This window comes from Paraburkholderia sp. PGU19 (assembly GCF_013426915.1).
Lineage (GTDB): Bacteria > Pseudomonadota > Gammaproteobacteria > Burkholderiales > Burkholderiaceae > Paraburkholderia.
Genome location: NZ_AP023180.1, coordinates 1309123 through 1325987, shown reverse-complemented (window position 1 = coordinate 1325987; position 16865 = coordinate 1309123). Strand labels below are relative to the sequence as shown.

Sequence of the window (16865 nt, the reverse complement as noted above, 5' to 3'; positions counted from 1 at the left end):
ATGGTCGCGAATCCTTCCGTGCTTTTCCCTGAACAAGCCGCGACGCAGGCAAGCGAGCCGGCGCATTCGAGCCGCCTGCTTGCCGTCGATCGCGTGAGCCTCGAATACCGCACGCGCGAACGCGTGGTGCGCGCCACGCACGACGTCAGCTTCGACGTGTATGGCGGCGACCGTTTCGTGTTGCTCGGCCCGTCGGGCTGCGGGAAGTCGACGCTGCTGAAGGCCGTCGGCGGATTCATCAAGCCTGCCTCGGGCACGATCACGCTCGACGGTGAAACGGTGCGCGAGCCAGGCGCGGATCGCATCGTCGTGTTCCAGGAGTTCGACCAGTTGCCGCCGTGGAAGACGGTGCTGGAGAACATTGCATTCCCTTTGCGCGCGGCAAAGAAGCTGAGCCGCGCCGAAGCGAATGAGCGCGCGCAGCATTATCTCGACAAGGTCGGCCTTGCGCAGTTCGCCGATGCGTATCCGCACACGCTGTCAGGTGGCATGAAGCAGCGCGTCGCGATTGCGCGCGCACTCGCGATGCAGCCGCGCGTGCTGCTGATGGACGAACCGTTTGCCGCGCTCGATGCGCTCACGCGCCGCAAGATGCAGGAAGAGTTGCTGCGCCTGTGGGAAGAAGTGCGCTTCACGCTGCTGTTCGTCACGCATTCGATCGAGGAAGCGCTGATTGTCGGCAGCCGGATTCTGCTGCTGTCGCCGCATCCGGGACGCGTGCGCGCCGAACTCAACAGCCACCAGTACACGCAAGATAGTTTTGGCCGCAGCGACTTTCAGCATCGCGTCGCGCAGATCCATCGCCTGTTGTTCGAAGAGACGGAGTCCGCCCGATGAGCACGCCTTCCACCTTGTTGCCGCCCGTGCGCGCCGAATACGAGCGGCCGCTCGAACCCGTCGGCGACCTCGCCGTCGAAGCGCCGTTGCCGCTTGCGCGGCGCCTTGCGAACCAGTCGTGGCTGAGCAAGACGATCATCGCGATCGTGCTGATTGCCGGGTGGGAAATCGCAGCGCGCGCAATCGACAACGACCTGTTGCTGCCGACCTTCGGCGCGACCTTCCTGGCATTTGTGCAAGGCATCGCGTCGGGCGAACTGCTGCAGAAAACAGCCGTGTCGATGTCGGTGCTGTTACGCGGCTACCTGCTCGGCGTCGCGCTCGCGTTCGTGCTGACTTCGCTGGCCGTGTCGACGCGCATCGGCCGCGATCTGCTGTCGATGCTGACGGCAATGTTCAATCCATTGCCGTCGATTGCGTTGCTGCCGCTCGCGTTGCTGTGGTTCGGCCTCGGCACGGGCAGCCTGCTGTTCGTGCTCGTGCATGCCGTGCTGTGGCCGCTCGCGCTCAACACCTATTCGGGTTTTCGCGCCGTGCCCGCGACCTTGCGGATGGCGGGCCGCAACTATGGCCTGACGGGCTTGCGCCATGTCGTGCTGATACTCGTGCCCGCTGCGTTGCCGTCCATCCTCGCGGGCCTGCGGGTCGGCTGGGCCTTCGCGTGGCGCACGCTGATCGCCGCCGAACTCGTGTTCGGCGCGAGCAGCGGCAACGGCGGACTCGGCTGGTACATCTTCCAGAACCGCAACGAGCTCTATACCGACCGCGTGTTCGCGGGACTCGCCGCCGTCATCGCGATCGGGTTGCTCGTCGAGCATCTGGTGTTCGACACGCTGGAGCGCGTGACCGTGCACCGCTGGGGCTTGCAGCACTGACGCTGCACCATGACGATGCAACGCCGGCGCTGACAACGCTTACGCCTCGTTCAACCAGTGCTCGATCAACGGACCCTGTGCGCCGCGCACAGGGTCGCTGTGCGGAAACGGCAGGGCTTCCATCGCGGCGCGTTCCTTCCCCGTCAATGCGTCGCGGCGGATGTCCCATTGCTGGCCCGGCGGATACGCGCCGATCACATTGAGCGGTCCGCTCGACGATTCGAGGCAATGCCCGGTGCCCGCCGGCAGCAGGATCACGTCGCCCGCTTCCAGATGCACGACACGGGCGCCCGGACCGCCCACGATCACATCCGCCGCGCCCCCGGCGATGCCCAGCACTTCATGCGCTGACGAATGGAAGTGGTGATAGTCGAAGATGCCGTTGCGCCATTTCGGCGGCCAGCCGTTGCGCTGGAACATCGCTTCGAACGCGTCGGCGAGCCGCTCGCCGCTGCCTGAGCCGTCGCCGTCCAGCACGTCCCGATACAGGATGACGGGGAGATGTGCATTATTCGGCACCCAGTCGCGCGGGCCGAGCCGGAATACGTCCGCGTGCACGGGGCCCCTCGTATGTGCTTGCATGTGTCCTCCTCAAACTCTCGAACTGATGCTGAGTCGCCGTGTTTGCGAAGTGAAAGACGGCCTCGCATGAGCGGCGCGGACGTCAGCTAAACAGCAAATCCCATTCCGCAGCAATCAGGGCAAAACCGCATTCGAAAAATCTTCAAGCAAACGTTTTCGTGTGCTTACGGCATTTTTTTGCGGGCCAGATACATTAAGTTCGCAGTTGCTTACGTCGATATAACAGTTCGAGGGGCAAAACAATCACGGGACGGCACGAGGGCTGATTTATGTGGAATGCCGATCTATCGGCAGGCGGGACGGGATCGCAATCGATCGACGAGGCGGCGCGCGCGGTGGAGGCGCTTGGCGTGCCGTGGGCGTGGTATCGCGCGGGCCAGCATCTCGAACTGGTGCGCGAAGGCGCGGCGCGCTTCGACTGGCCGCGCACAATCGTGCGCGCGATGCTGCACGACGCCTGCGTCGAGCGCGGCTGGTTCGCGTGGCCGACGGGCCGCAGCGACCTTGCGCTGGGCTGGCTGCTGGCGCCCGCGTCGTTCGCGTCGGACGCGGCCTTTGCGGCGCTCGGACGCGCGATCGGCGAACAGATGCAGGCGGATGCGCTGGTGCGCGCGCAAAACGTCCAGCGCGTGCTGTACGACATCGCGTATCTCGCGAGTTCGATCAGCGAGCGCGGTGAATTCCTGCGGGCCATTCACGAGCGACTCGGCACGCTTATCGATGCGGAGAACTTCTATCTCGCGCTTTACGACGGCGAAACGGGCGCTGTCACGTATCCGTATTACATCGACCTGATCGACACCGAAGCCGTCGATACGAATCACATGGACATGGTCGACCCCGAGCGCCTGTCGCTCACGGGGTACGTGCTGACCACGGGCCAGCCGCTGCTGATCGACGAGAAGGGCATCATCGACGCGGCCGCGACGGGGCGCTTTTACTGCGTCGGGCACCGGCCAAAGTTCTGGATGGGCGCGCCGCTGAAAAACGCGTCGGACGAAGTGTTCGGCATGGTGACGATGCAGGTCTACGACGCATCGCGCATCTATAGCGCCGAGGACCGCGCGCTGTTTCTCGTCGTCGCGCGACACGTGGCGATGGCGCTCGACCGCATTCTGCACCGCGTCGGCCTCGAAGCCGAAGTGGCGCGCCGCACGGCCGAACTGTCGCGGCTGAACGACACGCTGCGCGCGGAAATCGCCGAGCGCGAGCGCGCGCAGCACTTGCAGGCGGCGTTGTTCGAGATCGCCGAGCTGTCGAGTCAATCCGTCGATATCGGCAAGTTTTTTCGCAGCCTGCATGCGATCGTCGGCGCGCTGCTGTATGCAAAGAACTTCTATATCGCGTTGTTCGAGCCCGCGACGGCGGAAGTGTCGTTTCCGTATTACATCGACGAAACGCAGCAGGATGTGCCCATACCGCGTCGCCACGAGCGCGGGCTGACTGAGTATGTGATCCGCCAGCGCGTGCCTTGTCTGCTCGACACCAGCGATGCCTTGCATCTCGTCGAGGCGGGCGAGATCAAGCTCGACAGCGAGAACATCCGCTTGCGTTCGTGGCTTGGCGTGCCGCTCTTCGACGGCAGCGTGGTGCGTGGCGTGCTCGTCGTGCAGAGCTATTCGTCGAGCGTGTGTTACGACAGGCGCGATCAGGAACTGCTGACCTTCGTGTCGCGCCACATCGATACGGCGCTGTCGCGGCGGCGCGTCGCGGAAGCGCAGCATGCGGCGAATCTCGAACTCGAAGCGCGTGTGCTGGCGCGAACGCAGGAACTCGACGCCGCCAACGCGCGGCTGTTGCACGAGAACTATCACGACGCGCTGACGGGCCTGCCGAACCGCTCGCATCTGTACGAGCGGCTCGAAGCTGCGTGGCATGGCTACAGCAAGCGCGGCGATCCGTTGTCCGTGCTGTTCATCGACCTCGACCGCTTCAAGGTGGTCAACGACAGTCTCGGCCATCTGTTTGGCGATGCATTGCTCGTCGACGTGGCGGGGCGTTTGCGCGAATGCTTGCGGCGCGACGATCTGCTCGCGCGTCTGGGCGGTGACGAGTTCGCTGTCGTCGTGCCGGGGGCGAACCTGCAAACGGTGCTGTCGCTCGCGGAGCGCATTCTTGCGGCCTTCGATACGCCGTTCAACATCGGCGAGCAGACCGTGTTCACCTCATGCAGTGTCGGCGTGGTGAGCGCGGACAGCGCGCATCACCGCGAACCCGCCGACCTGCTGCGCGACGCCGATGCCGCGATGTACCGCGTGAAGAATCGCGGCCGCGACAGCTTCGCGGTGTTCAACCATCAGATGCGCCGTGAGCTGTCCGATCAGATCGAAACGGAGGGCGCGCTGCGCAATGCGCTCAAGCGCGATGGCGAGCTGGTGCCGTATTTCCAGCCTATCGTTGATATTGGCAGTGGGCAGCTGGTCGCGCTGGAGGCGTTGATCCGCTGGCAGCAACCGAACGGCGAGGTCTGGGCGCCGGGGCGTTTCTTGCCCGCGGTGGAAGGGCTGAAGCTGATCGGTCGCCTGGACATGTATATGCTCACGCGGGTGGCGGAGATTCTCGCGCAGCCGGAGCATATCGACTGGCCGCCCGTGCAGGTGAATCTGTCGAGCTACAGCATCACGCGCCCCGAGTTCGCGGATGAACTGCTCGAACTGTTGAAGCGCTACGGCGTGCATCCTTCGCGCATTTCGCTCGAACTGACGGAAGGCGCGCTCGTTGCCGAGCCGGACCTTGCGCGCACGACGATGCAAAGCCTCGCGGATAACGGCATGTGCGTCGTGCTCGACGATTTCGGCACGGGTTTTTCTTCATTGAGCTATGTGCACCAGTATCGATTCAGCGGCTTGAAGATCGACAAGTCGTTCGTGCTCGAATTGACGCAAAGCGCGCGCAGCCGTGCGATCGTGCGCGCGATCGTGCGGATGGCGGAATCGCTGGAACTGACGGTGGTTGCCGAGGGCATCGAGGATCAGTCGACGCTCGAACTGTTGCGCACGATCGGCGCGGCGCACGGGCAGGGCTATCACCTGGCGCGGCCGATGTCGCTGGGCGCGCTGATGTCGTCGCCGTTGGCGCCGCGCTCGCGGGCGATGGAGCAGTAGTGCTCCCGTTTGGCTCTTATTCGCGTGGGATGCGGCCCATCAGGTAGAACTCGTCGTTGGGGCGCATCGAGATGACGTTTGCCATGCGGTTCGACAGGCCGAAGAACGCGGTGATGGCGGTGATGTCCCAGATGTCGGCGTCGTTGAAGCCGTGCGTGCGCAGTGTGTTGAAATCTTCGTCGTTGATGGATGCCGAGTCGCGGCATACCTTCAGCGCGAAATCCAGCATCGCTTTTTGGCGTGGGGTGATGTCGGCTTTGCGGTGATTCACTGCTAGTTGATCCGCTAGCAGCGGTTGCTTTTCGTAGATGCGCAGGATTGCGCCGTGCGCTACTACGCAGTAGAGGCAGTTGTTCACGGCGCTCGTTGCGACGACGATCATTTCGCGCTCGCCTTTGGTGAGGCCGCCTTCTTTTAACATCAGGGCATCGTGGTAGGCGAAGAAGGCGCGGAATTCTTCCGGGCGGTGGGCGAGCGTCAGGAAGACGTTTGGGACGAAGCCCGCTTTGGCCTGGACTTCCAGTATCCGGGCGCGGATGTCGTCGGGCCATTCGCCCGGGGTCGGGACTGGGTATCGGCTGATCGTTGTTTCTGGCATTGCAGTGGCTCCTTTTCTCTATGTCTGCGACGCTGGGCGGTGTTTTGGCCTTTGCGCTGGCATCCGCGATTCGTTAGCCTGCTTCACGCGTCGCCCCGCACAGGGGCGACGCTTGAAGCGCGCTAACGCAACGCGGATGCCAGCGAAAAGACCAGCATACCCAATCCACCCGCGCCGAGAAAACACAACCGAAAACGCGAGAGAAAAAACCAAAACCCCGCCCAGCGTCGCAGACAACAAAAAAACCGCTACTTCGTGGTGACCTCTCGCTTCCCCCTCACAATCTCATCCCCAGCATTAGCCGACAACTTCCTGGTAACAAGAATCGAAGCAAACGAACAGAGCCCAACCACAACAAACGCAGGCCAGAAATCCGACCACTGCAGCGCAGCATGCCCATGCACAGCGCGAGTAATCGATAAAACAATCCCCGCAACGGTAACCCCAAGCCCAAGAGAAATCTGCTGCACGACACTACCGAGGCTGGTCGCCCGACCCACATCACGGCTTTCAATCTCCGCATAGGTCATCGAGTTCAAACTCGTAAACTGCAAAGCAGGAAAGAACCCACCAAGCAGCACGATGACCCAGATCAACCACGTCGGCGTCCCGGGAAAAAACGCACCACACGCGGCAATGGCAATACCCGAATACGCCGCGTTATACATCAGCACAGTGCGAAACCCCCAGCGTCGCAAGACAGTGGCAGCAAGCGTCCGCATGAACATGCCGCCAAACGCCGAGGCGCACGTAATCAACCCAGATTCGAACGCGCTCATCCCAAGCCCTTCCTGCAGCACGAGCGGCAGCAAAAACGGTACAGCACCAAGCCCGATACGAAACAGCGACCCACCCAGCACGCTAGCCTGAAACGTCGGCACGCGAAAGAACCGCAAATCGAGCAACGGACGCTCGACACGCCGCGCATACAGCACATAGATGCCCAGCATCACGGCACCGATCACGGTCATCACGGTGGCCGTCGTGCCCGTCACCAGTTCGCCATCGGTGAGCGAAAGCCCAAGCAGAAACAGCGACGCGCCGCCCGCCGACAAAACGAAACCCAGCCAGTCCAGCGGACCCGGATGCGGCTCGCGCGTGTTCTTGATGTACTTGTTGGTGAGCCAGATGCCCAGAATGCCGACGGGAATATTGATGAAGAAAATCAGCCGCCAATGCAGATACGTCGTGATGAAGCCGCCGAGCAGCGGTCCCGCCGCGGGCCCGAGCATCGCGGGCACGCTGAGGTAGTTCATCGCGCGTATGTACTCGGAGCGCTCCACCACGCGGAAGATGATGATCCGCCCGACGGGCACCATCATCGCGCCGCCCACGCCCTGTATGAAGCGTGCGACCGTGAATGTCGCGAGTGACGTCGACGCCGCGCACGCCAGCGAGCCGACCACGAAGATGCCGATTGCCGTGCGGAACACCGAGCGCGCGCCGAAACGGTCGGCCAGCCATCCGCAGACGGGAATGAACACGCCGAGCCCGAGCACGTAGCTGGTGACGGCTATTTTCAGCGTGACGGGGTCCCGGCCGAAGGCGCGCGCCATTTCAGGCAGCGCAGTGACGATGACATTCGCATCGACGCTCTCCATGAACATCGCGCAGGCGACGATAACGGGAGCGATAAAAGCCTTGATGGCAAGCAGCACGGGCGGCGAGCGATGTAAGTGAATGTTGATTATTGCATAGCAAGTCGGGCAAATGCCATGACGTTGTGGTTGCAACTGGATTTTCCGTGGGGCGGCTAGCTGCCGTCGGCGTGAATTATCTACTCGTAAGGAGCGCGGTGCGGGACGTCGTGGCCCCTACGCGGGGCAGGCGTTGCCCCTGTGCGCGGGGTGGTAGCTGCTTTGTCTGCGACGGGTGGTTGGTTTGCTGGTGTTTTTGCTGGCATCCGCGTTATGCCTTCGTGCTTCAGGCGTCGGTCCTGTGCTTTTTGGCTTTGCGCTGGCATCCGCGATGCGTTAGCGTGCTTCACGCTTCGCCCCTGTGCGGGGCGGCACCTACTTTTCTTTGCCGCCGCAAAGAAAAGTAGGCAAAAGAAAGCGGCTAACACCGCCAGCGCTAGTTCTTGCCTGAGGGCCCCCAACCGGTCTTACGCTTCACGCGGCGGCGCCTTTGTTTGCGTGCGTTGCCAACGCTTCGAATGAACGCCTCACCCACTTCAAACACCCGTACAGGGCAAGGGGCAGCGACTGGTATGTGCCGCCCAGGTGGCAAACTGTGTGTAGGTTGTCGCGTCGTATAACCTGGCGCTCTTAAATGGTGGAGCGCGTGCGCTATCGGTCCGGAGCGAGGCGTGTGCAGTACTACGGCCTACACACAGTTTGCCACCTGGGCGGCAGTGGACTATCTGGCACGGCATGATGCGACGCGGGTGCGTGAAGCGGGTGAGGCGCGCAGAGAGAGCGTTGGCAACGCACGCAAACAAAGGCGCCGCCGCGTGAAGCGTAAGACCGGTTGGGGGCCGTCAGGCAAACACAAGGATTGGCGGTGTTAGCCGCTTTCTTTTGCCTACTTTTCTTTGCGGCGGCAAAGAAAAGTAGGTGCCGCCCCGCACAGGGGCGACGCGTGAAGCACGCTAACGCATCGCGGATGCCAGCGCAAACCCGAAGCAAACCACCCAGCGTCGCAGACAATCAAAAGTAGGTGCCGCCCCGCACAGGGACAACGCATGCGCCACGCCGACGCCAGAGCGAACCCGAACCAAACCAGCAAACCGTCGAAGACAAAGCACGCGCAACGCACGCGCCGCGAAGGCGCCAGCAGATACCAGCAAAGACCACCGCAGCAGCGGATCACCTCCCGTGACGGCTGAACAACCCGTGATGCTTATCCGGCCTGTCCACCTCATCCCCGCCGATCCACCCAAACTCCACCGGCATGCGAGTAAAGAACACATGAACATTCGCCGCACGCACGATCTCGAGCAGACGATCCGCATCGGCGTCCGAGGTAGCGAGAATCACCTGCTGCGGCTGGTCCCCCAGCGAAAGTGCATGCGCAGCATGAAGCGCCCCCGCATGCCCGACGCCTTGCGCGCAACTGACCACCGTCGCGCCGCGAATCCCAAGCCCGCGCGCCTCGTGCAGCAGCCATTCGCACACGGTCTGATGACCGTGCCGCCGGTTGCGCTCAGTGAAGAAAGTCAATTGACAGCCGTTCATCGTGACACTCGCACGCTGGATGCCAACTCCGCTACGCCCGCGACGCCGAAGCCGACGGCGCCATGGCGCCCGCATGGCTCACGTGATGGCGCGCATACTCGACCGCTTCGATCAGCACGGGGGCAATTTCGCCGACGCGCTCGCGCGGTATCCGTATCTCCACCCATTCGCGCATCGCCGATCGGCCATACGGCTGGAAAGCGAACGCGCGGCCCGTGTCCACCAGCATCGCCGCGCGTTCGGCGGGCAGCTTGATGCCGATGCCGCTGCCGTACACGCAAAACGCGAGATTCGAGCCGACGAACGCAGCCGGGCAGCCGAACATCGCGCCCGCGTGCACCGTAGGGTCCTTGTCCTGAACGTAAGCGAATACCGCATCGAACAGTCCGACATCATGCAAGAGTCTTGGCTCTGTTTTCATCGCGTTTCTCCTGTCGCCCGGATTCGCGTTGCACCGCTAGCGCGTGGGTCGGTCAGCGTGTGCGTCGCTGTGTGCGTCAGACCTAAAGCAGATTACGCGCTTTCACGGGACACCGCTGCCGAGCACCTCGTAATCGACGGCGCAGCGCGTATAGAAGAGCGGCACGTTGCCTTGCCGCAGGCGGTCGAGCAGCGCATCGACGCGCTCGCTTTCTCCCGCGAGCGTGATGGCGACAGGCTGCTCGGCGAGTTCGACAAAGCGCGCCGCGTGATATTTGCCGTGCACGTCCACGCATTCGCTGACATCGACGACGGTTGCGCCATGGATGCCCGCTTGCCGCGCTTCGTCGAGTATCCAGGCGACTGTCGTCTGATGGTGCTTGCGCGGGCCGGTCGTGGCCGCGAACACGGTGAGCTGGCTGCCTTGCATGCCGACCTCCATGCGCTGTGCGCCGACGTGTGAGAACCATTATCGCGCTGTGAACGCGCGCGCGACAGTCTCGCAAGAGCGATGCCCGTTTGCCTTCGAATGGCCATGATTACGGCACGAGGTGATCTCCGATCGATGCGGCAGTGCGTCATGAGCGTGATCATTTGCTCGCGCGTAAATGGATCGTTCACAATGAAGATCTTCGATACCGCAAACACCGCAAATACCGCTATGACCGACCAAACGCCACACGTTCATCACGCCGCGTCGGAAGGCTACACGAAGGGCGCGAATACCTATGCGAAGGGCCGCCCCGACTATCCGCCGGAACTGGCAGGCTGGCTGAAAGGCGACCTGGCGCTCGGGCCGGGCAAGACGGCCGTCGATCTCGGCGCGGGCACGGGCAAGTTCACGCCGCGTCTCGTCGAAACGGGCGCAAGCGTGATCGCCGTCGAACCCGTTGCGCAGATGCGCGAAAAAATCGCCGCTGCGCTGCCGCAAGTCGATGTGCGCGATGGCACTGCGCAGCGCATGCCGCTCGACGACGCCTCCGTCGATGCCGTGCTGTGCGCACAGTCGTTTCACTGGTTCGCGACGTCCGCTGCGCTCGCCGAGATTCGCCGTGTGCTGAAACCGGGCGGCCATCTCGGACTCGTGTGGAATGTGCGCGATGCGCGCGTGCCGTGGATCGAGCGGCTCGACGCGATCGTCAACGCGCGCGAAGGCGATGCGCCGCGCTACCACACGGGCGAATGGCGCAACGTGTTCCCGGCCGAGGGTTTCGGTGATCTGGAAGAGCGGCACATGCCGCACGGGCACACGGGACCCGTCGAAGATGTGATCGTGACGCGCGTGCACTCGACGAGCTTCATCCTCGCGTTGCCGTCCGAAGAGTGGGCGCAAGTCGAGCGCGAGGTGCGCGCGCTGATCGCGTCGGAGCCGGCGCTGGCCGCGCACGATACGGTGACGGTGCCGTATGTGACGTACGCGTATCGGTTGAAGCGAGTGGGTTAGTGCTTGCGCACCAGCGCATCGACGAGTGCGAACGCCGTCTGCCTGAGCTTCTTCGGATCGCCGTAGACGCGTTCCATCACCGCGATGCCGCGCGTCGTCGTCACGATCAGGTTCGCTGCCTGCTGCGGCGGCAGCGTCAGTTGCGCGCGGGCTTCTTTCGTGTCGAGCACGCTCAGGAGGGCCGCTTCGAGCGCATCGAGCATGGCCTGCAACGCCTCACGCGGACGCGGCGAGTCGGGGTCGATCTCGACGGCCGTTTTCGTCGACAGGCAGCCGCGCGTGGGCGTGCCCTGCGAGATCGAGCGGATCGCGAACGTGAAGAACGACGTCAGCGCGTCATGCAGATCGGGCTTGTCGAGCGCCTTGCGCGCATCCGCGACGAAACGCTGCGCATAGCGTTCGAACACGCGCATGAAGATCTCTTCCTTGTCGCCGTATGCGTTGTACAGCGAGCCGCGCTGCACACCCGTCGCTTCGGCGAGGTCCAGCATCGACGTGGCGCGAAAGCCTTTGCGCCAGAAGACGTCCAGCGCGTGCGCGAAAGCGTCGTCTTCATTGAACTGACGAACTCCTGCCATGGTTTGCCTCGGTCCTGGAAATGCCTAAAACCGTATTTTGACACCATTGGCTAGAATGCACAAAAATGCGGACATCAACGCGCGCGTTCGCGTTCGTCGATGAAACCTTTGAGCGTCGCGAGCGTGTCGGCGTCGTCGATGTGCTTGTCGGTGCGCCAGCGCAGCATGCGGGGAAAGCGCACGGCCACGCCCGACTTGTGGCGCGGACTCGCCTGAATGCCTTCGAAGCCGAGTTCGAACACGAGCGTCGGCGTGACACTGCGCACCGGGCCGAACTTTTCGACGGTGGTCTTGCGAACGATGGCGTCGACCTCGCGCATTTCCTCGTCGGTGAGGCCTGAATATGCCTTCGCGAAGGGCACGAGCGTGCGCACGCCGTCGGCCTCGTCCCACACGGCAAACGTGAAGTCCGTATAGAGGCTCGCGCGCCGGCCGTGGCCGCGTTGCGCGTAGATCAGCACGGCATCGACGGCGTAGGGATCGATCTTCCATTTCCACCAGGTGCCCGACGCCTTGGTTCGCCCCACGCCATACATCGACGCGCGCTCCTTCAGCATCAGACCTTCGACGCCGCGCGCGCGGCTTTCATCGCGCATCGTCGCAAGCGTGTTCCAGTCGTGCGCGTCGACGAGCGGCGACACGCGTAGCAGATCTTTCGCGAGCGTGCCTGCGAGCGTAGCGCCGAGTGCATCGAGCCGGGCCCGCCGTTCGTGCAGCGGTTGCATACGCAGATCGTCACCGTTCGCTTCGAGCACGTCGTACGCGAGAAAGGTTGCGGGCGATTCGGCGAGCACGCGCTTCGTCAGCGACTTGCGTGTGATACGCGGTTGCAGCCGCGCGAACGGCAGCGGCGCGAGCGCGCCCGGTTCCCACGCGAGTATTTCGCCGTCGAGCACGTTGCCGTCGGGCAGCGTCTCGCCCAGCGCGACGACTTCGGGAAAGCGGTCCGTGATCAGGTCTTCGCCGCGCGACCAGACCCACACGCGGCCATCGCGTTTCACCACTTGCGCGCGGATGCCGTCCCACTTCCATTCGGCGAACCACGATGACGGCTCGCCGAGCGTCGCGGGATCGACCTGCAATGGATGCGCAAGAAAGAACGGATAGGGCAGGCCGAGTTCGCTTTCATGGCGGATTGGCGCGGCTTGCGCGTCATTGCTTGTATCGCCGGAAGGTGCGGGCGCGATCAGGCGCAGATAGCGCGCGGCGTCGGGCGGCTGGCTCGAATCCGTCCAGCCGACCATGCGCTGCGCGATCAGCTTGTGATCGACGCCCGCCACATCGGCGAGCGCGCGCACCACAAGGTGCCGCGCCACGCCGACGCGAAAGCCACCGCCGATCAGCTTCGTGAACAGAAAGCGGCCGCTCCAGTCGAGTTCGTCCCAATACGCGACGAGCCGTTCGCGCAGCACTTCCGGCGACGCGCCGCGCAGCGTCAGAATGCGTTCCTCGATCCACTGCGTGAGGCCGAGCTCCGAGGTGCGCGCGGCGGGCGGCAAGACGTGCGCAATGGTCTCCGCGAGATCGCCGACGGCCTGATACGACTCTTCGAAAAGCCACTCGGGCAGGCCGGCGCGGGTTCGCGCGATGTCGGTCAGCAGACGCGTCGGCACCGACTGGCGTGGCTTGCCGCCCGCGAGAAAATACGACGCCCACGCGGCGTCTTCGGGCGGCGCGGCGCGGAAATAGGTGATCAGCGCATCGAGCTTGTCGCGCGTCGATGTCGTGGCGTCGAGCGCGGTATAGAGCGTGGCGAAGCGCTTCATGATGCTTCGGGCGGCGATACGTCGGTGCTCATCGCGGGCTCGCCTTCGTTGGCCGCTGCCGCGTCCGCTTCGATTGCATCGTCGCCGTACTCGGTTGCGAACGCGCCCGCCTCGAGGCCTTGCTCGCGCAGCCAGCGCACCATCGGCTCGACCTGTCCATGCGTGACGATCACGCGCCGCGCGCCCGTCGCGGCGATGGCCGTTTGCAGGCCGGGCCAGTCGGCATGATCGGACAGCACGAAGCCGCGATCGACGCCGCGCCGCCGGCGCGTGCCGCGCAGACGCATCCAGCCCGACGCGAATGCGTCGCTGTAGTCGCCAAAGCGCCGCAGCCACGCGCTGCCTTGCGCGGACGGCGGCGCGATCACGAGCGCCTGCCGGAAGGCCTCTTTGTTCTTCGCGGGAATCTCGCTGACGAGGCGCACGGACGGCAGCGCGACACCCGCTGCGCGATACGCGCGATTCAACGGTTCGACGGCGCCGTGACAGAAGATCGGGCCGATGCCCGCATCGATCCCCGCGAGAATATGTTGCGCCTTGCCGAACGAATAGCAGAACAGCACGGAAGCGCGCCCCGTGGCCGCGTTGTGACGCCACCAGTTGTCGATGCCGTCGAACACCGTTTGCGGCGCGTCCCAGCGGTAGATGGGCAGGCCGAAGGTGGACTCGGTGATGAAGGTATCGCAGCGCACGGGCTCGAACGGCGCGCAAGTGGGATCGGCCTCGAGCTTGTAGTCGCCGGATGCGACCCACACTTCGCCGCGATATTCGACGCGCACCTGCGCCGAACCCAGCACATGTCCAGCCGGATGCAGCGACACGTCGACGCCGTTGATCGCGATGCGCTCGCCATACGCGAGCGTTTGCAACGCGATGCCCGGTAGCCGCGACTGCAGCACGAGCGAGCCGGGTTCAGCGGCGAGATAGCGGCGATGCCCGAAGCGCGCGTGATCGGCATGGGCATGCGTGATGACCGCACGCTCGACGGGCCGCCACGGATCGATATGGAAGTCGCCTGGCGGGCAGTACAGGCCTTCGGGACGCGCGACGATCAGGTCTGTCTGTTGGCTCAAAGCTTGTCTCCGCGAAGCGCCACGCGATGTCTGCAGGCCTGCGCCTGTGCGTCAATGGGGAGTGCGGCTAACGGCGTATCGCAGGCGAGCTTTCACGCTCGACGGCCTGCAAGCGCCAGAAGCCCGCGACGGCGTTGGGCCGCGAGTGCGAGATCCACGTCGCCTGGCCTTGCGCCGACGTCATGTTGCCATGCCGGTCGACGCGCACGCCGTACAGCGTGACGAGCGGCGCTTCGCTGCCGCGCGCGCACAGCGACATGACGTGCCCGTCCTCGCGCACCTCGCCCGACGACGGCAATTCGACGCCCCGACGATCCTGCGACGTCCACGCGTGGTTGATCGTGTCGAGCCACAACACCGCGTAGTCGTGATTGACGGTCGGGTCGGATGTATTGATCAGAATCGACAGACGCATGAACCCTCCATGTCCGCATGTTTGCAGCCGCCCGGACCTGGCGGCAGGGCAATGGCTTTCGCCGGATCAAGCAACGGCTGTTCCAGGTTTTGGGATTCGCTCGTGTTCGCAGTGCAGCAAGGCCGGCCGCCAGGACGCACGCTGTTGCGCCGCACAGTGTTCTGTACAAACTGCACGGGGACATTGCCGTTTTTACGCGGCATCCTGATTCGCTGCGCATCGCGAAGCCGCGCGCGAAAAAACGTACACTCAGCGTATTAACGGAAACGGCCTTCTTCATGCGGCGCAGCAGAGAAAGGCCCGTCATTCAGCACGTGTTGCACAGGAGACAGCATGGATCTGTTCATGTCGATGGAAGCGTTCGTGCGGGCCGCCGAGGCCCAGAGCTTCGCGAGCGCCGCGCGCCAGCTGGGCGTGGCGAAATCCGTCGTCACATCGCGTGTGAAGCAGCTCGAAGAGCACTTCGGCGTGCCGCTCTTTCATCGTTCGACGCGCGCGGTGCGTCTGTCGGAGATAGGCGAGACGTATTACCGGGAATGCGCGGAACTCGTCAACAAGGTCCACGATCTGTCCGGCCGCTCGGCCGCGCAGCACGAGTCGCTGTCGGGCACGCTCAATGTCCACGTGTTGCCGGGTTTCGCGCTCGGTCATTTCTCGCGTGCGCTGATCGAGTTTCGCGAGGCGCATCCGCGCATCGAGTTCGTCGTGACCGTCAACGACCGCGTGATCGACCCCGTGCAGGAAGGCTTCGATCTCGCGTTGCAGATCTATCCGCCCGCGTCGAACCTGCTCGTCGAACGGCGGCTCTTTCCCGTGCGTGGCGTGCTGTGCGCGGCGCCCGGCTACCTGAAGGAAGAGCCCGTGATCGAAACGCCGCTCGACTTGCTGCGGCATGATTTCGCGCGTTACTCGTACTACCCGTGGGGCGACAAGTGGCCGCTGATGAAGGGCAACGAATGCTTCGAGATCGCGCTGAATCCGGTGCTGAAAACCAATAGCGTGCACTTGCTGCTCGAATTCGCGCGGGCGGGCGCGGGCGTCGTCTATCTGCCGACGATGGTCGCCGCCGCCGATCTGCTCGAACGCCGTCTGGAGCGCGTGCTACCCGATTACGCGGCGCCGCCGCTGTGGCTGTCGGCCGTGTACCCCGCCTCGCATCGCTCGACGGCGAAGGTGAAGGCGTTCGTCGACTTCCTGCGGGGGCGCTATCTGCGCGAGCCGCAATGGGACAAGGCGCTCGGCATCGCCCCCGACGATGAAGATACGAAGAGCGTCGGCGAAGAGCTTGCCGACCAGTGAGCGCCGCACGGCCCGCCCGTCAGGCCCGAGCGCCGACGCCAGGTAATTTCCCTGGGGTCTTCTACCCGCACCCAGCGTTCTGATTTGCCGAACCTCGGATCATTGCTGTTGCGCCTCCCGGCACTTACTCTTGCGTCCATGGAATCACGCAAGACCACGCAAGCCGTGGCCGACAGAATCAACGGAGATTCAAGGAGGCAGACATGCAGCAGACCTGGTTGGGGAGTCTCGACAACTACCGTAAAGGCTCCATCGAAATCATCAAGGGCAAGCCCGAGCACTACGCAATGTCGAATGTGTTCGAAGTCGCGAGCCATGCCGCGCCGTACGAGAAGATCGTGGTCGGCAAGAACCTCAAGTACGTGATCGAAACGCTGCGCGCGGAAGGCGCGTCGCCGTGGTTCACGGCATCGCACGACGAGTTCTGCGTCGTGATGGACGGCGAGATCGACGTGCATTTCATCAAGCCTTCGGACGGCCCGCTCGTCGATGCGCAAACGGAAGGCAGTGTGCGCCTCGACGGCACGCCTTCGGGCAAGAGCATGGGCTTCGTGCGGCTGCGCCGCGGCCATCAGGCGCTGTTGCCCGCGGGCGCCGCGTATCGCTTCGAGACGGCAGGGAAGGGCGTGCTGCTGGTGCAGACCATTCTGGGCCGCTATTCGGTCGAGAAGTGGAAAGACATCTGCATTCAGTAACGC

The 16865-nt window shown here is 63.9% G+C and carries 16 protein-coding genes; 6 read left to right on the top strand and 10 right to left on the bottom strand.

The window, feature by feature from the left end:
* Complete coding sequence (locus H1204_RS23530) at nucleotides 1–837, top strand: ABC transporter ATP-binding protein (RefSeq protein ID WP_180733181.1); 837 nt, start codon at nucleotides 1–3, stop codon at nucleotides 835–837.
* Nucleotides 834–1712: an ABC transporter permease gene (locus H1204_RS23525; protein WP_180733180.1), complete on the top strand. Its 879-nt coding sequence runs from the start codon at nucleotides 834–836 to the stop codon at nucleotides 1710–1712. The genes H1204_RS23530 and H1204_RS23525 overlap by 4 nt, the downstream gene beginning before the upstream one ends.
* A 39-nt stretch (nucleotides 1713–1751) precedes the next feature.
* Here the strand turns inward: H1204_RS23525 and H1204_RS23520 are convergent, their stop codons facing one another.
* Nucleotides 1752–2294 (bottom strand): cupin domain-containing protein, encoded by a 543-nt coding sequence (locus H1204_RS23520; protein WP_180733179.1) that lies wholly within the window; start codon nucleotides 2292–2294, stop codon nucleotides 1752–1754.
* 269 nt (nucleotides 2295–2563) lie between these two features.
* On the opposite strand from H1204_RS23520, the gene H1204_RS23515 reads away from it, so the two are divergent.
* Nucleotides 2564–5398, top strand: coding sequence for an EAL domain-containing protein (locus H1204_RS23515; protein WP_180733178.1), 2835 nt, complete (start codon nucleotides 2564–2566; stop codon nucleotides 5396–5398).
* Between the two features lie 16 nt (nucleotides 5399–5414).
* On the opposite strand, the gene H1204_RS23510 is transcribed toward H1204_RS23515, so the two are convergent.
* The 5 genes from H1204_RS23510 to H1204_RS23490 form a co-directional block, all read right to left on the bottom strand.
* Nucleotides 5415–5996, bottom strand: coding sequence for a peroxidase-related enzyme (locus H1204_RS23510; RefSeq protein ID WP_180733177.1), 582 nt, complete (start codon nucleotides 5994–5996; stop codon nucleotides 5415–5417).
* A 248-nt stretch (nucleotides 5997–6244) separates the two neighbouring features.
* On the bottom strand, nucleotides 6245–7654 hold the full coding sequence (locus tag H1204_RS23505; RefSeq protein ID WP_180733176.1) for an MFS transporter: 1410 nt from the start codon (nucleotides 7652–7654) through the stop codon (nucleotides 6245–6247).
* Nucleotides 7655–8803: 1149 nt separating this feature from the next.
* On the bottom strand, nucleotides 8804–9172 hold the full coding sequence (locus H1204_RS23500; RefSeq protein WP_180733175.1) for a DUF190 domain-containing protein: 369 nt from the start codon (nucleotides 9170–9172) through the stop codon (nucleotides 8804–8806).
* A 31-nt stretch (nucleotides 9173–9203) separates the two neighbouring features.
* Entirely contained in the window at nucleotides 9204–9593 is a 390-nt protein-coding gene (locus tag H1204_RS23495; protein WP_180733174.1) for a hypothetical protein, read from the bottom strand.
* Between the two features lie 102 nt (nucleotides 9594–9695).
* Nucleotides 9696–10022, bottom strand: coding sequence for a DUF190 domain-containing protein (locus H1204_RS23490; protein ID WP_180733173.1), 327 nt, complete (start codon nucleotides 10020–10022; stop codon nucleotides 9696–9698).
* Between the two features lie 231 nt (nucleotides 10023–10253).
* Here H1204_RS23490 and H1204_RS23485 point away from each other — a divergent pair, with 231 nt between their 5' ends.
* Complete coding sequence (locus tag H1204_RS23485) at nucleotides 10254–11036, top strand: class I SAM-dependent methyltransferase (RefSeq protein ID WP_180733172.1); 783 nt, start codon at nucleotides 10254–10256, stop codon at nucleotides 11034–11036.
* On the opposite strand, the gene H1204_RS23480 is transcribed toward H1204_RS23485, so the two are convergent.
* The 4 genes from H1204_RS23480 to H1204_RS23465 all read right to left on the bottom strand — a co-directional run bounded on the left by H1204_RS23480 (nucleotide 11033) and on the right by H1204_RS23465 (nucleotide 14868).
* Nucleotides 11033–11614, bottom strand: coding sequence for a TetR/AcrR family transcriptional regulator (locus H1204_RS23480; protein ID WP_180733171.1), 582 nt, complete (start codon nucleotides 11612–11614; stop codon nucleotides 11033–11035). The genes H1204_RS23485 and H1204_RS23480 overlap by 4 nt on opposite strands.
* Nucleotides 11615–11688: 74 nt before the next feature.
* Nucleotides 11689–13380 carry an ATP-dependent DNA ligase gene (locus tag H1204_RS23475; protein WP_180733170.1) on the bottom strand — a complete coding sequence of 564 codons (1692 nt, stop codon included), beginning with the start codon at nucleotides 13378–13380 and terminating at the stop codon, nucleotides 11689–11691.
* Complete coding sequence (locus H1204_RS23470; protein ID WP_180733169.1) at nucleotides 13377–14453, bottom strand: ligase-associated DNA damage response exonuclease; 1077 nt, start codon at nucleotides 14451–14453, stop codon at nucleotides 13377–13379. The genes H1204_RS23475 and H1204_RS23470 overlap by 4 nt, the downstream gene beginning before the upstream one ends.
* Nucleotides 14454–14520: 67 nt before the next feature.
* Nucleotides 14521–14868, bottom strand: a complete 348-nt coding sequence (locus H1204_RS23465) for a DUF3564 family protein (protein ID WP_180733168.1) — start codon at nucleotides 14866–14868, stop codon at nucleotides 14521–14523.
* A 333-nt stretch (nucleotides 14869–15201) separates the two neighbouring features.
* On the opposite strand from H1204_RS23465, the gene H1204_RS23460 reads away from it, so the two are divergent.
* Nucleotides 15202–16167 carry a LysR family transcriptional regulator gene (locus H1204_RS23460; protein WP_009770382.1) on the top strand — a complete coding sequence of 322 codons (966 nt, stop codon included), beginning with the start codon at nucleotides 15202–15204 and terminating at the stop codon, nucleotides 16165–16167.
* Between the two features lie 203 nt (nucleotides 16168–16370).
* On the top strand, nucleotides 16371–16862 hold the full coding sequence (locus H1204_RS23455; protein WP_180733167.1) for a hydroxyquinol 1,2-dioxygenase: 492 nt from the start codon (nucleotides 16371–16373) through the stop codon (nucleotides 16860–16862).
* Nucleotides 16863–16865 lie beyond the last annotated feature (3 nt).